This is a genomic window from Mesorhizobium sp. 2RAF45, assembly GCF_052115225.1.
Lineage (GTDB): Bacteria > Pseudomonadota > Alphaproteobacteria > Rhizobiales > Rhizobiaceae > Mesorhizobium > Mesorhizobium jarvisii.
This window is the reverse complement of sequence record NZ_JBFRGG010000004.1, coordinates 15,275-28,615: the sequence shown is the minus strand read 5'-3', so window position 1 is coordinate 28,615 and position 13,341 is coordinate 15,275. Positions and strand designations below refer to the sequence as shown.

Here is a 13,341-nt window from a genome sequence, read left to right as displayed (position 1 = left end):
CCGCCAGATGGCGATGAACGCTCTAACATGCCTTCGTAAAGCGTTATCAGTCGCGGAATCGCTTGGCATCCGCGGTCACACGCTTAACCGGCTCAACTTATCCTCTGACAGGCTTTTGCGACAGTTTCATTTCATCGATCTTGCAAAGAGACCTGTTATGATCCAGATGCATGCGAGACTGCGTTAAGGAGACGACGATGGCAGGCGGTTCCATTCCCCATTTCCAGAACGATGCCGGCCATCCGGCGATCGACATCGGGGTCAAGGAATTCATGTGCACGGGCGCCAATCCGCCTTTCGACCACCCGCATGTGTTTCTCGACATGGGCGACGACAATGAAAAAGTCTGCCCCTATTGCTCGACGCTCTATCGCTACTCGCCGAAGCTGAAGGCAACGGAAACGCTGCCGGCAGGCTGCCTCTACATCGACCAGGCCGCTTGATTCTTTCCCGACGGACCTGATGGACGACCAGCGCTCCCGGCAAATCGTCATCGCCGGAGCGGGCGTCGCCGGGCTGACCGCGGCACTTGCTTTTGCCAGACGCGGCTATCCCGTGCAGGTGTTCGAGCAAGCGCCGCGCCTGGAAGCCGTAGGCGCCGGCCTCCAGCTTTCTCCCAACGCGACACGCATCCTGCGTGACCTCGGCGTGCTCGACCGGCTGCTGCCGGCGGCGGTGCGGCCGGAGGCCGTGATGCTCAAGGATGCCAGGACGTTACGCCAATTGGCGCGTGTGCCGTTAGGACAATCGGGTGAAAGCCGCTGGGGCGCTCCCTATCTCGTCGCGCACCGGGCAGATCTGCAGAGTGCGCTGATGGCGTGTGCGGCAGAGATGCCTGATATCCATCTCACGCTCGGGGCGCGCGTCGAAAAAATTGCGACTGGCAGCCGTGGTGTGACGGCGACCGTCGAGATCGGCGGCAAGACGGCAGAGGAACAGGGCTCCTTGCTGGTCGGCGCCGATGGCGTCTGGTCGTCGGTACGCGGGCTTGTCGATGCAAAAAGGATGGCATCGCCAAGAAGCCGTTTTTCGGGAGAGCTGGCCTGGCGCACCACCGTCGCGGCCGACAGCGGCGCCGGGCAAGCCTTTGCCGCGATCGGCGCGGCCGATTGCGTCACGACTTTCCTGCATCCGGGTTTCCATATGGTCGCCTATCCCGTCAGCAAGGGCGACGCCTTCAATCTCGTCGCGTTCACCAAAGGCGAGCGCATCGCCGAGGGGTGGTCCGGCCGTGCCGATCCCGGCATCCTCGCCGCCGCCATGCGCGGCACCGCGCCAGGACTCGTGAAGCTGGTGGAGCAGGCCGGCCCGTGGCTGACCTGGCCGCTGCATACCGTGGAGCAGAAGCAGCCCTGGACAATGCCAGCCGGCATCGCGCTGATCGGCGATGCCGCGCATGCGATGACGCCGTTCGCTGCACAGGGCGCGGCAATGGCGATCGAGGATGCAGCGACGCTCGCCACTCTGGTCACCGACTTTCCCGCCGATCCGCGACAGAGCCTCACCATCTGGGAAAATCTGCGGCGGCCGCGCGTGGAGAGGGTCCTCAAGCGCGGTGCGCTCAACCGGCTTGCCTGGCACGCCCGAGGTCCGGTGGCACTGGCCCGCAATGTGGTGCTGGCGGCATGGCCGGCGGAGAAGCTCGCCGCCGACCTCGACTGGCTTTATGGCTGGGAGGAGCAGAGGGTCGTCAGGCGGTAGGACGTCGACTCTGATCTAGTCGCATGGTTCAAGGGGCGCGCGCCCGATGGTCGCGGTTATCAAAGCGCGATCAATAAGGCATTGCGCGAATATGTGATGAAGCAGGACCGTAAAGCCGATTAGCTAATTATACAGCCGCAACGACCATCCCAGCGACACCGGCAACGGGTTCCACCAGCCGGTCCGCAGGCCGGCGGTGCGCAACGCGGCGGCGGTCCAAGTGTTGCAGCCGACCAGTGCGTTGAAATGACCGTTCGCCTCGTAGAAGCGGTCGAAGCTGGAGTAGGCCGCATTCTCGATGACGATCGGGCCGCCAGGCCCCTGCTGAAAACTGGCTGCGATAAAATCAAGCAAGGCCGTGAACTGATCATCACCAATGTCGAAGCCGGCGACATCGGGATGCGGTTCGACGATAGCGCCGGCGACATCGACATGCATGACCGAGGCGTCGAGGGTCAGCGCCTTCATCACCGGAACGGCCTTGAGCTCGGACCACGTCGGTGTTTCCAGATAGAAGGCGCGGCCGCCCCAGCCGAAGACGATGTAGCGCACCTCGGGCGCATCTGACGGCAGCCCGGCGTCCACCAGGAAGTGGAAGCGCTTGCGTACGGCGTCGTCCACTGGAATGGCGATATCGGTATGGATCGGGTTCTCCAGCACCAGTATATGCCGCGTGCCCTCGCCCGCCGACGCCGCCGGCCAGAGCGGGCGCGGCACCAGCGTGCCGAGGGTCGCCGCAAGCACGATCGCGGCCAGCACCATGGAGAGGAAACGCAGGACTTTTCTCATCGATGACGCCCCCGCCGCCAATCGCATCACCCGATCCACAAGCAAAGAGCCCGGCCGCGTTGCGGCCGGGCTCTTGCGCTCGGTTTGGACCCGCTCAGTGCAGGATCTGGCTGAGGAACAATTTCGTGCGCTCGTGGCGTGGGTGGTCGAAGAACTCGGCCGGCGTGTTCTGCTCGACGATCTGGCCCTGATCCATGAAGATCACCCGGTTGGCGACTTTTCGCGCAAAGCCCATTTCGTGGGTGACGCACAGCATGGTCATGCCTTCCTCGGCCAGACCAACCATGGTCTCCAGCACTTCCTTGATCATTTCCGGGTCGAGCGCCGAGGTCGGCTCATCGAACAGCATGATGCGAGGGTTCATGCACAGCGAACGCGCGATGGCCACGCGCTGCTGCTGGCCGCCAGATAGCTGGCCGGGATATTTGTTGGCCTGCTCGGGGATTTTCACGCGCTTGAGGAAATGCATGGCGATTTCCTCGGCCTGTTTCTTCGGTGTCTTGCGCACCCAGATCGGCGCAAGCGTGCAGTTCTCTAGGATGGTCAGATGCGGGAACAGGTTGAAGTGCTGGAACACCATGCCGACCTCGCGGCGCACCTCGTCGATCTTTTTCAGATCGTTGGTCAACTCCTTGCCATCGACGATGATCTTGCCCTTCTGATGCTCTTCCAGCCGGTTGATGCAGCGGATCATCGTCGATTTGCCGGAGCCCGACGGGCCGCAGATGACGATGCGTTCGCCGCGCATCACTTTGAGGTTGATGTCCTTCAGCACATGGAACTCGCCATACCATTTGTGCATGGCGATGATGTCGATGGCGACATCGGTGGTCGAGATGTGCATCTTGGCGGCGTTGACCTTGATCTCTTCCGCGCTGACGGCGTTTTCGGTGGCCATGACGGGTCCCCTTATTCTTTTGTTAGCGTTTGTGGCCGGTGTCGAGCCGGCGTTCGGTGTACATTGAATAGCGCGACATGCCGAAGCAGAACAGCCAAAAGACAAAGGCGGCGAAGACGAGACCGGATTTGGCGGTCTGAGCCGTTGCCCAGTTGGCGTCGGAAAAATTCTGCTTCACGATACCGAGCAGGTCGAACATCGAGATGATGAGGACCAGGCTGGTGTCCTTGAACATGCCGATGAAGGTGTTGACGATGCCGGGAATGACAAGCTTCAGCGCCTGCGGCAGCACGATCAGTCCCATCTTCTGCCAGTAACCGAGGCCGAGCGAATCGGCCCCCTCATACTGGCCTTTCGGAATAGCCTGCAGCCCGCCGCGCACCACTTCGGCCATGTAGGCGGCGGCAAACAGCGACACGCCAATCAGCGCCCGCAAATATTTGTCGAAGGTGACGCCGGCCGGCAGGAACAGCGGCAGCATGACGCTGACGAAGAACAGAACGGTAATCAGCGGGATGCCGCGCACGGCTTCGATGAAGACCACGCACAACATCTTGACGATGGGCATCTTGGAGCGCCGGCCGAGCGCCAGCACGGTTCCCAGCGGCAGCGACACCGCGATGCCGACGAAGGAAAGGCTCAGTGTGATCAGCAGCCCGCCCCAGCGCGAGGTTTCGACATGCGGCAGGCCGAATACGCCGCCGACCAGCAGGAAGAACGAGACGATCGGCAGTACCAGGAACAGCAGGATGGCGTTCAATCCCTTGCGCGGCACACGCGGGATCAGCATCGGCACCAGCAGCGCGGTGAACAGGATGGCGACCAGGATCGGCCGCCAGCGCTCCTCGACCGGATAGGTTCCGAACATGAACTGGCCGAACTTGGCATTGACGAAGGCCCAGCAGGCGCCGCTCCAGCCATCCGGCTGAATGCCGCCTTGCGCGACGGTCGCGCAGACGGTGCGGTCCGGCCCTGTCCACACGGCGTTGATGAACGCCCAGTTGATGATTTGCGGCAGAACCCAGGCGACGATGACGATGCCGAGGATCGTGAGGATGGTGTCGCCAACCGAACCGATCAGGTTCCTGCGCACCCAGGCGCCGGGGCCGCTGACGCTGGCCGGTGCAGGCTGCGCCAAGGCCATTTCGGTGCGCACCCAGGACATATCGTGTTCCTGCATGGCTCTACCTCTCCACCAGCGCCATTCTGGCGTTGACCACGTTCATGACTGCGGAGGTCACCAGGCTGAGTATGAGATAGGCGATCATCATGATCAGCACGCCTTCGACCGCCTGTCCGGTCTGGTTCAACACCGTGCCGGCGGTCGCCGTCAGGTCGGGATAGCCGATGGCGATCGCCAGCGAGGAGTTCTTGGTCAGGTTGAGATACTGGCTGGTCAGCGGCGGGATGACGATACGCATGGCCTGCGGCACCACAACCAGCCGCAAGATCGACCCGGACCGCAGCCCAAGTGCCGCGGCCGCCTCGGTCTGGCCCTTGCTGACGCCCCTGATGCCGGCGCGCACGATTTCGGCGATGAAGGCGGCCGTGTAGCAGGACAGCGCCAGATAGAGCGACAGGAACTCCGGCTTCACCTGAAAGCCGCCGGTCAGATTGAAGGTCGATTGTTTGGGAAGATCAAAGCTGAGCGGAAAGCCGCTCAGCACATAGGCGAGCACCGGCAGGCCGACGATCAGTGCCACCGAGGTCCAGAACACCGGAAATTGCTGGCCGGTCGCCATCTGCCGCTGACGCGCCGTGCGGGCGACGAACCAGGCCATGGCGATGCCGACAAGGAGGGCGACGAAGATCAGCCAGGAGCCCTCGCCCCAGACTGCGCGGGGAAAGTAGAAGCCGCGCTGGTTGAGGAAGGAGCCGAAGGGCAGATGATAGCTGTCACGCGGCGCCGGCAGCACGGCAAGCACGCCGGAATACCAGAAGAAGATGACCAGCAGCGGCGGGATGTTGCGGAAGATCTCGACATAGACCGTGCAGATCTTCTGGATCAGCCAGTTCTGCGACAGGCGGCCGATGCCGATGACGAAGCCGATGATTGTGGCGGTGATGATGCCGGCCACGGCGACGATGATGGTGTTGATCAGGCCGACGACGATGGCGCGGCCATAAGTCGAGTCCGACGTATAGGCGATCGGCGTATCCGAAATGTCGAACCCGGCTCTGCCCCTCAGAAAACCGAAGCCGGAAGCGATGTGCAGGCGCTGCAGATTGTCGATGACGTTCTGCACGATCCACCAGACGGAGCCGAACAGGACGATGACGACCAGCGTCTGGAAGAAGAGACTGCGTATCTTCGGGTCATTGATGAAGGAAGCCCTGCTGGACTCCTCGCGAAGAACTTCCTGCGATGCCATGTGCCCGTCCCCTGAAAAGAGAAACCGGAAGGCAGATATCTGCCTTCCGGATCACATTTCGGTCAGCGGATCGGCGGAGCGTATTGCAGGCCGCCCTTGGTCCACAGCGCATTGATGCCGCGCGCGATCTTGAGCGGGCTGCCCGAGCCGACATTGCGATCGAACATTTCGCCGTAATTGCCGACGGCCTTGACGATATTGACGACCCAGTCATTGGAGACGCCGAGATCGGTGCCGATCTTGGTGTCGGCTTCCTGGCCGAGAACGCGCTTGATCTCCGGGCTGGCCGAGTTCTTCATTTCATCGACATTGGCCTTTGTGATGCCGAGTTCCTCGGCGTCAAGCAGCGCGAAATACGTCCACTTGACGATGTGGTACCACTGGTCGTCGCCTTGGCGCACCGCCGGTCCGAGCGGCTCCTTGGAGATGATCTCGGGCAGCACGACGTGATCGGCCGGCGAGCCCAGCGTCAGGCGGATACCGTAAAGGCCCGACTGGTCCGTGGTGTAGACATCGCAGCGGCCGGCGTCATAGGCGGCGTTGACCTCTTCGAGCTTCTCGAAGACGACCGGATTGTACTCCATCTTGTTCGCCTTGAAGTAGTCGGCGAGGTTGAGCTCGGTGGTGGTGCCGCTCTGCACGCACACGGCCGCGCCCGAGAGCTGGAGCGCCGAATTGACGCCAGGCAGCTTCTTGGCGTTGATCATGAAGCCCTGGCCGTCATAGTAGGTCGTGCCGATAAAATTCAGGCCAAGCGCCGTGTCGCGATTGATGGTCCAGGTGGTGTTGCGCGACAGGATGTCGACCTCGCCGGACTGCAGCGCGGTGAAGCGTTCCTTGGCGCTGAGAGGGGTGAACTTGACCTTGGTGCCGTCACCGAAGACGGCGGCCGCGACAGCGCGGCAGAAATCCGCGTCGATGCCCTGCCAGTCACCCTTGTCGTCGGGCGCCGAGAAACCGGCCAGACCCGTCGAGACACCGCATTGGATGAAGCCCTTCGCCTTGACGGTGTCGAGCGTCGTCGCCGACGCGGCCGACCCCATAAACCCGAGCGTAGCGGCGCCAAGGATGCCGATAGCAATATGTTTCATGACCCACAGACCCTTTTCTGTTTTCAGGCAAAACCTGATCTTTTTTCCCGTGTGAACGCAGCTCCCATTCCAGCCCATTCCCGGAATCCCGCATCGTAAGCGACGCGCCGCCTCCCATTCACGAACAGCATCGAAGGCGATAATTCCTGTGAGGTCAAGGGAAATGACCGAATCCGAACGTCTTTGAAAATCGATTGCCTGAAATGCCCGAATTGCAGACAAACGCAGCCGCAATTTAGTCACGGCGCTAATAAAGTCGGCAAAGCGCATTCATCGCAAATGCGGGTCAGCGGCGAAATCCATAACTGGCACGAGCTTGGCGTCCCTGATCTGGATACCGGATGAATTGGCAAGTCCGAAGACTGTCATCGTTTCTGCGCCGTCAAAGTGCGCGAGACATCAACCACACGCCGGCGGCCACCATCAGCGCGCCCGAAATGCGCGAGATCAACGGCCCGCTCGTAGCCATCTTTTCCAGGAGAACGAGGATGGCGATACCGGCAATCCACAGGATGTTCATGACGCCGCCGACGAACAGCAGGGCCATCAGAACCCAGCAGCAGCCCAGACAATAGAGGCCGTGGTCGACACCTAGCCGAATCGCGCCGACCGGCGCGGAACGGAACCCGCCATGGCTCATCAGGAACCCGATCGGCCCCTGACATTGGCGCAAGCAGACGCCCTTGATCGGCGTCCATTGATAGAGGCCGGCGGCGATCAGGACGAGGCCGCCGAGGATCGTGCTGTCGGTCGCCATCGAGGGGTCGAGCAGGGCCAGGCGGCCGAGCAGCCATTGCGCGACGGTCGCGGCGATGCTGAAGACGATCCAGACGGTGAGATAGCCGGTAAAAAACCATCCGGTCGAAGCGATGGGGCGGCCATCCGCCTGCGCCTTGCGGCCGATGCCGGCATAGAGCAGCAGCAGCGGCGCGACCGAAGGCGTCATCATGCCGACCATCATCACCGCCCACATGGTGAAGATGAAGGCGAAATCGGCGGGTGCCCAGGCCCGGAAACCGGGCGCCACGGCGGCGCCCATATCCATGCCACCCATGTCGATATTCGACATGTCCATTGCGGCCATATCGCCGCTCGCTCCAGCCGGCATCGGGGATGTGGGCATGGCCATGTCGATGGCGAGCCACAGCACATAGGCCCAGGCGAGCACCGCAATCACGACGATCGCGGTCATCACGACCGTGCGGTCGCGCCGCAGCACCGCCTCTAAGGCCGTGTCGCCCATTGGATCAGCTCAATGGACGACGCCGCTCTGCGTGAGATGCAGATTGGCAAAATGACTGTGCGTATCGGCCACCTCGAACTTGATCGGGCCTGTCGCCTTGGTCCAGCCGCGCCCGATCTCGGCCATTGCGTATTCGGAGCCGTGCGGCAGGTCGATGCGTGCCCGATGCTCGGCGCCGGTGACCGGATTCTTGATCGGCTCGCCATGACCGTCGGCTACGCCCTCGACATGCAGGCGTCCGGTTCGCGCGTCGACGTCGACCTCGAAGTCGATCGGGGCAAAGATCGGGTCATGGAATTTCTCCAGCGTGGTCGAGAAGACCTCGAATATAGTCGCGCCTGGTTCGGTGTCCTGTCCGCCGAGTATGCGAAGCAGCGCTTCACGTTGGGCCTCGCTCGCCCTCTCGTCGACAACCACCGCTGCTTCGCCGCCGCCCTGATGGATGGCGCCCGGCCAGCGGAAAATCCCGACGAGCCGCAATCCATCAAGTTTGGTGGCTCCGTGATGCCCGCTCTCGATTTCGATGCCGGTAACCGCCTGACAGAAGCCGTGTGTGGGCATGGCGTTGAACTGGCATGGGCAGCCATAGGCGCAATTGCAGTTGACGAATTCGCGCGCCTTCATTGTCCATTTGACTTTGGCCATGGCATTCCTCCCCTTGCCGCGCTCTGTGAACGCGATACCCGGACCGGGGGATCAGGAGGTAACCGGCCAAAAACCGTCCGGCAGCATCTGATCGAGGCAATCCGGCGATTAATATTAGAAATCTATTATATATGTTTCATAGCCGCCTACAATAGGTTGACCGGGGCACGATCGGCTCCGCCGACAATCATTGCCGCCCCTTGGCCGGCCCGTTTCAGGGCCTCGCCACAATGCCGTTCAGCCGGAGAATTGGCATATTCGAAGTCTATCCTTGGCGAAGGCTGGGCTGTTGCGCGGTCCACGACGCCGCACTATGGCTAGCGCCTTGTCAAACAAGGCGAAGACGAAGAATGGCTAAGGACGGCAACGAGCAGGGTTCCGGCAAAATGGGCATCAACACGCGGTTGGCCCATTCGGGCAACAACCCGCACGACTATTTCGGCTTCGTCAATCCGCCTGTCGTGCACGCCTCGACCGTGCTGTTCCGCAACGCCGCCGCAATGGCTGGCCGCAGCCAGAAATACACCTACGGCACGCGCGGCACGCCGACGACGGACGCCCTTGCCCAGGCCATCGACGCGCTGGAGGGATCCGCCGGCACGATCGTGGTGCCGTCGGGCCTTGCGGCGGTGACCATTCCGCTGCTCGCCTTCGTATCGGCCGGCGATCACCTGCTGATTGTCGACAGCGTCTACCATCCGACCCGTAATTTCGCCGACACGATGCTGAAGCGGCTCGGCGTCGAGGTGGAGTATTATGATCCTCGTATCGGCGCTGGCATCGCCGCCTTGATCAAGCCCAACACCAAGGTGGTGTTCACGGAATCGCCAGCCTCCAACACGTTCGAGGTGCAGGACATCCCGGCGATCGCCAAGGCGGCGCACGCGGCCGGCGCTATCGTGATGATGGACAACACCTGGGCGACGCCGCTCTATTTCCGGCCGCTCGACCACGGCGTCGACATCTCTATCCACGCGGCGACGAAGTATCCGGCCGGCCATTCCGACGTGCTGCTGGGCACGGTCTCGGCCAATGAGAGCCACTGGGAGCGGATCTACGAGAGCTTCTGCACGCTCGGCTGCTGCGCGGGACCCGACGATGTCTACCAGGTGCTGCGCGGTCTGCGCACCATGGGCGTGCGCCTTGAGCATCACCAGCGCAGCGCGCTGGCCATCGCGTCGTGGCTCGAAGGCCAGAAGGGCGTGGCGCGCGTGCTCCACCCTGCCCTTCCCAGCCACCGGGACCACGATCTGTGGAAGCGCGACTTTTGCGGTTCGAGCGGCATCTTTTCCATCGTGCTCGCCGGCGGCGGCCAGAGGGAGCAGCACGCTTTCCTCGACGCGCTCAGGATATTCGGCCTCGGCTATTCCTGGGGCGGCTATGAGAGCCTTGCGGTGCCGGTCTGGCTTGGCGACCGCGTCGTTGCAAAAGGCCCTTATGAAGGCCCGTTGATCCGCCTGCAGATCGGTCTCGAGGATGTAGACGACCTGAAAGCCGACATTTTGCGCGGTCTGGCCGCAGCGACGGCCTAACCGGCGCGCACGGACTGACTGCCGGGCAGAATCAGCAGACAGCCGCAAGGCCTTGGCGCTGATGACAAAGCGCGAGCCGCTCGCGGCATCCCATTGCTGCGCGTCGCGCAATACTATTCTCCCGGGCCGCTGCTTTCGGGATTTGTTTGACTTTCAAATCCGCGGGTTCTGCCGCATTGCGTGCTGCACTGGTACCCTCGTCCAATCCCATTTGGTCACAACCCTGCCATGGCCTTTCGTCTTTTTGTCCCCATCCTTGCCGGCGCGACGCTGCGCGAGCGGCTGCTGGCCTGTATCGGCGCCACGATCGGCATCGCGCTGACCGGCGTGATCAGCGGGCTGGCAATGGGCGGCGGCCCGCATGTGGCCCTGCTGGTGGCGCCGATGGGCGCCTCGGCCGTCCTTCTCTTCGCCGTGCCCGCGAGCCCGTTGGCGCAGCCCTGGTCGATCATCGGCGGCAATTCCATATCGGCGCTGGTGGGCGTGACGGTAGCGCATTTCATCCATGATCCGGTCATGGCCTCGGGCCTCGCCGTGGCGCTCGCCATCGCGGCCATGTCGTTCACGCGCTGCCTGCATCCGCCGGGCGGCGCGGCGGCGCTGACGGCGGTGCTCGGCGGGCCGGCCGTAGTCAGCGCCGGCTTCCTGTTTCCGTTCGTGCCGGTGGCCCTGAATTCGATCATCCTGGTCACGCTCGGCCTGCTTTTCCACAGGCTGGCGCGGCGCAACTACCCGCATGTCGCCGCCCCCGCAGCCAACAGCCACGGAACGGCCGATCCGCCGGCGCAGCAGCGCGTCGGCTTCCAGCCCGAGGATATCGACGCGGCGCTGACCACGCTCGACGAAACCTTCGACATCGACCGCAACGACCTCGAACGGCTCCTGAGGCAAGTCGAGCTGCAGGCCATGGTGCGCTCACACCGGACGCTGCTTTGCCAGGACATCATGTCGCGCGACGTGGTTTCGGTGCCCGAGCAGGCCACCGCCGACGAGGCGCGCCAGCAACTGCTCGATCACAACATCCGCACCTTGCCGGTGGTCGGCGCGGATGCAAGGCTGGTTGGCGCCGTCGGCCTGCGGGAGCTGACGAAGGCGACCGATACGGTGAAGGGCGTGATGTCGAAGGCCGGCACGGCTTCGCCCGAGACACCGGCGATGAGCCTGCTTCCCTTATTGACCGACGGCCGCAGCCACGCCGTGGTCATCGTCGACGGTGAGCGGCGCATTCTCGGCCTGATCACCCAGACCGACCTTCTGGCGGCGGCAGCGCGCGTGCAGGCCGCAGACAAAGGATTGGCGGCGGCTTAAAATAGCGGAGCCAGGTTGCCGAAATTCGGGAACCTTTTTTCGGCGGGCGCGTCCAACGTGCAGTCAAGCGTCTGCTCGGGGAGATCCGGTCGCGATGAGCAAGCTCGCAATACCCGTCAAAATGCCCGGGGTGGCCGAGGCTCTTTCCGGCGACTTGATGCTTGTACAGCGAGCCCTGGCGCGCGACGCGGGCGCCTTCCGCACGATCATCAAGACATACAACCAGCGGCTCTACCGCATCGCGCGCGGAATACTGCGCAACGACGCCGAAGCCGAGGACGTCGTCCAGGAGGCCTATGTCCGCGCCTTCGCCAATCTGGCGACATTTCGCGGCGACTCCTCGCTCGCCACCTGGCTGTCGCGCATCGTCATCAACGAAGCGCTCGGCCGCCTGCGCAAGAGGCGCCGCACCGTGGCGATGCCCGAAAATCCGGAAGCGCAAATCATCCGCTTTCCCCTCAACCCCAGCGACGACCCGGAGCGGACGATGGCGCAGCGGCAGATTCTCGCACTTGTCGAACGGGCAACCGACAGCCTTCCCGACATCTACCGCATGGTCTTCGTGGCCCGCGTCATCGAGGGCCTGAGCATGGAGGAAACCGCCGATCTGCTCGGCGTGCGGCCGGAGACCGTCAAGACAAGGCTGCACCGGGCGCGTAGCCTGTTGCGCAAGGCGCTGGACGACGAGATCGGCCCGGTCCTGCTCGACGCCTTCCCCTTCGCCGGCCGCCGCTGCGAGCGGTTGACCAAGGCCGTGATGGGGCAGCTGGGCTTGGAATGATCCCGTCGCGATTTTGCGGGAACGTTTTTCCCGGCCGCGCATCCAATCGGCGTCAACTGGAAATGTAAGCCCGGCGCTTCCTCGCGGCCGGGCGAAGGAGGATGCCATGTTCACCCGATATACCGCCGCCCTTGCCGCCCTGCTTTTCGTCAGCGCTGCTCCGTTCGCGCAGGCCGCGGACAAGCCGACCGACCCGCAGATCGCCCATATCGCCTACACAGCCGGCGTCCTCGACATCGAGGCGGCCAAGCAGGCGATCAAGACATCGAAGAACAAGGAGGTCGTCGCCTTCGCCAAGGACATGGAGCGCGACCATGAGGCGGTGAACAAGCAGGCGCTCGATCTGGTCAAAAAGCTCAAGGTGAAGCCCGAGGACAACGCCACCAGCCAGGCGCTGACCAAGGCGGCGGAAGAAGAACGCGCCAAACTCGCCAAGCTGAAGGGCGCGGCTTTCGACAAGGCCTATATCGAGAATGAAGTCGCCTATCACAAGCAGGTCAATGGCGCGCTCGAAACACTGCTCATCCCTTCGGCCAGCAATGCCGAATTGAAGAGCCTGCTCGAGACCGGCCTCAAGGTCTTCCAGGGGCATGAGCAGCACGCCGAACATGTCGCCGGCATGCTGAAATGAAAGCGGGCGCCTTGATCCATCTGCCATGGGTGGCCGCTCTGACGCTTATGGCGGCGCCGGCGGCGGCCGCAACCATAGAGGTCACCATCGACAAGCTCGTCTTTTCGCCGGCGACCGTCGAGGCGAAGGTCGGCGACACGATCGAGTGGGTCAACATGGACGTGTTTGCCCATACGGCCACCGTCAAGGGCGGCTGGGAGGTGATGATCCCGCCGAAGAAATCGGCGAGCCTGACACTGAAGGCGGCGGGAACGGTCGACTATTTCTGCCGCTTCCACCCCAACATGAAGGGTCATGTGAACGTGGCGCCGTGATGCCATCGAGGGCTCGCGGCGCAGAGCCGCCAGCTT

General features: G+C 63.1%; 14 protein-coding genes and 1 pseudogene. 8 read left to right on the top strand and 7 right to left on the bottom strand.

Annotated elements, in window-relative coordinates:
• Positions 1 to 197: 197 nt before the first annotated feature.
• The 3 genes and pseudogenes from AB4Z43_RS13085 to AB4Z43_RS13075 form a co-directional block, all read left to right on the top strand.
• The gene (locus AB4Z43_RS13085) at positions 198 to 443 is read left to right on the top strand and encodes a zinc-finger domain-containing protein (protein WP_015318409.1); all 246 of its coding nucleotides are present in this window, start codon (positions 198 to 200) and stop codon (positions 441 to 443) included.
• Positions 444 to 462: 19 nt separating this feature from the next.
• On the top strand, positions 463 to 1,701 hold the full coding sequence (locus tag AB4Z43_RS13080; protein ID WP_441937812.1) for an FAD-dependent monooxygenase: 1,239 nt from the start codon (positions 463 to 465) through the stop codon (positions 1,699 to 1,701).
• Positions 1,702 to 1,716: 15 nt separating this feature from the next.
• Positions 1,717 to 1,824 (top strand): annotated as a pseudogene (locus AB4Z43_RS13075) (hypothetical protein); the annotation flags it as partial.
• Here AB4Z43_RS13075 and AB4Z43_RS13070 read toward each other — a convergent pair.
• The 7 genes from AB4Z43_RS13070 to AB4Z43_RS13040 form a co-directional block, all read right to left on the bottom strand.
• Positions 1,825 to 2,490, bottom strand: coding sequence for a TIGR02117 family protein (locus AB4Z43_RS13070; protein ID WP_069091851.1), 666 nt, complete (start codon positions 2,488 to 2,490; stop codon positions 1,825 to 1,827).
• A gap of 94 nt (positions 2,491 to 2,584) precedes the next feature.
• Entirely contained in the window at positions 2,585 to 3,334 is a 750-nt protein-coding gene (locus tag AB4Z43_RS13065; RefSeq protein WP_031240865.1) for an amino acid ABC transporter ATP-binding protein, read from the bottom strand.
• A 76-nt stretch (positions 3,335 to 3,410) separates the two neighbouring features.
• Entirely contained in the window at positions 3,411 to 4,568 is a 1,158-nt protein-coding gene (locus AB4Z43_RS13060; RefSeq protein WP_019857397.1) for an amino acid ABC transporter permease, read from the bottom strand.
• Positions 4,569 to 4,572: 4 nt separating this feature from the next.
• Entirely contained in the window at positions 4,573 to 5,760 is a 1,188-nt protein-coding gene (locus AB4Z43_RS13055; RefSeq protein ID WP_038645989.1) for an amino acid ABC transporter permease, read from the bottom strand.
• 62 nt (positions 5,761 to 5,822) lie between these two features.
• Positions 5,823 to 6,851 carry an amino acid ABC transporter substrate-binding protein gene (locus AB4Z43_RS13050; protein WP_019857395.1) on the bottom strand — a complete coding sequence of 343 codons (1,029 nt, stop codon included), beginning with the start codon at positions 6,849 to 6,851 and terminating at the stop codon, positions 5,823 to 5,825.
• A gap of 382 nt (positions 6,852 to 7,233) precedes the next feature.
• Positions 7,234 to 8,094 (bottom strand): DUF2182 domain-containing protein, encoded by an 861-nt coding sequence (locus AB4Z43_RS13045; protein ID WP_441937808.1) that lies wholly within the window; start codon positions 8,092 to 8,094, stop codon positions 7,234 to 7,236.
• A 9-nt stretch (positions 8,095 to 8,103) separates the two neighbouring features.
• On the bottom strand, positions 8,104 to 8,739 hold the full coding sequence (locus AB4Z43_RS13040) for a DUF1326 domain-containing protein (protein ID WP_019857393.1): 636 nt from the start codon (positions 8,737 to 8,739) through the stop codon (positions 8,104 to 8,106).
• Positions 8,740 to 9,089: 350 nt separating this feature from the next.
• On the opposite strand from AB4Z43_RS13040, the gene AB4Z43_RS13035 reads away from it, so the two are divergent.
• From AB4Z43_RS13035 to AB4Z43_RS13015, 5 genes are all read left to right on the top strand, one after another.
• Positions 9,090 to 10,271 (top strand): cystathionine beta-lyase, encoded by a 1,182-nt coding sequence (locus AB4Z43_RS13035; RefSeq protein ID WP_441937806.1) that lies wholly within the window; start codon positions 9,090 to 9,092, stop codon positions 10,269 to 10,271.
• Between the two features lie 228 nt (positions 10,272 to 10,499).
• Complete coding sequence (locus tag AB4Z43_RS13030) at positions 10,500 to 11,579, top strand: HPP family protein (protein WP_019857391.1); 1,080 nt, start codon at positions 10,500 to 10,502, stop codon at positions 11,577 to 11,579.
• A gap of 94 nt (positions 11,580 to 11,673) precedes the next feature.
• Positions 11,674 to 12,360 carry an RNA polymerase sigma factor gene (locus AB4Z43_RS13025; protein ID WP_171903278.1) on the top strand — a complete coding sequence of 229 codons (687 nt, stop codon included), beginning with the start codon at positions 11,674 to 11,676 and terminating at the stop codon, positions 12,358 to 12,360.
• A gap of 106 nt (positions 12,361 to 12,466) precedes the next feature.
• Entirely contained in the window at positions 12,467 to 12,991 is a 525-nt protein-coding gene (locus AB4Z43_RS13020; protein ID WP_441937803.1) for a DUF4142 domain-containing protein, read from the top strand.
• Positions 12,988 to 13,305: a cupredoxin domain-containing protein gene (locus tag AB4Z43_RS13015; protein ID WP_019857388.1), complete on the top strand. Its 318-nt coding sequence runs from the start codon at positions 12,988 to 12,990 to the stop codon at positions 13,303 to 13,305. The genes AB4Z43_RS13020 and AB4Z43_RS13015 overlap by 4 nt, the downstream gene beginning before the upstream one ends.
• Positions 13,306 to 13,341: the final 36 nt, after the last annotated feature.

Coding starts and splice junctions, on each gene's coding strand:
- AB4Z43_RS13085 (WP_015318409.1), top strand. CDS start 198: ATGGCAGGCGGTTCCATTCCCCATTTCCAGAACGATGCCGGCCATCCG.
- AB4Z43_RS13080 (WP_441937812.1), top strand. CDS start 463: ATGGACGACCAGCGCTCCCGGCAAATCGTCATCGCCGGAGCGGGCGTC.
- AB4Z43_RS13070 (WP_069091851.1), bottom strand. CDS start 2,490: ATGAGAAAAGTCCTGCGTTTCCTCTCCATGGTGCTGGCCGCGATCGTG.
- AB4Z43_RS13065 (WP_031240865.1), bottom strand. CDS start 3,334: ATGCACATCTCGACCACCGATGTCGCCATCGACATCATCGCCATGCAC.
- AB4Z43_RS13060 (WP_019857397.1), bottom strand. CDS start 4,568: ATGCAGGAACACGATATGTCCTGGGTGCGCACCGAAATGGCCTTGGCG.
- AB4Z43_RS13055 (WP_038645989.1), bottom strand. CDS start 5,760: ATGGCATCGCAGGAAGTTCTTCGCGAGGAGTCCAGCAGGGCTTCCTTC.
- AB4Z43_RS13050 (WP_019857395.1), bottom strand. CDS start 6,851: ATGAAACATATTGCTATCGGCATCCTTGGCGCCGCTACGCTCGGGTTT.
- AB4Z43_RS13045 (WP_441937808.1), bottom strand. CDS start 8,094: ATGGGCGACACGGCCTTAGAGGCGGTGCTGCGGCGCGACCGCACGGTC.
- AB4Z43_RS13040 (WP_019857393.1), bottom strand. CDS start 8,739: ATGGCCAAAGTCAAATGGACAATGAAGGCGCGCGAATTCGTCAACTGC.
- AB4Z43_RS13035 (WP_441937806.1), top strand. CDS start 9,090: ATGGCTAAGGACGGCAACGAGCAGGGTTCCGGCAAAATGGGCATCAAC.
- AB4Z43_RS13030 (WP_019857391.1), top strand. CDS start 10,500: ATGGCCTTTCGTCTTTTTGTCCCCATCCTTGCCGGCGCGACGCTGCGC.
- AB4Z43_RS13025 (WP_171903278.1), top strand. CDS start 11,674: ATGAGCAAGCTCGCAATACCCGTCAAAATGCCCGGGGTGGCCGAGGCT.
- AB4Z43_RS13020 (WP_441937803.1), top strand. CDS start 12,467: ATGTTCACCCGATATACCGCCGCCCTTGCCGCCCTGCTTTTCGTCAGC.
- AB4Z43_RS13015 (WP_019857388.1), top strand. CDS start 12,988: ATGAAAGCGGGCGCCTTGATCCATCTGCCATGGGTGGCCGCTCTGACG.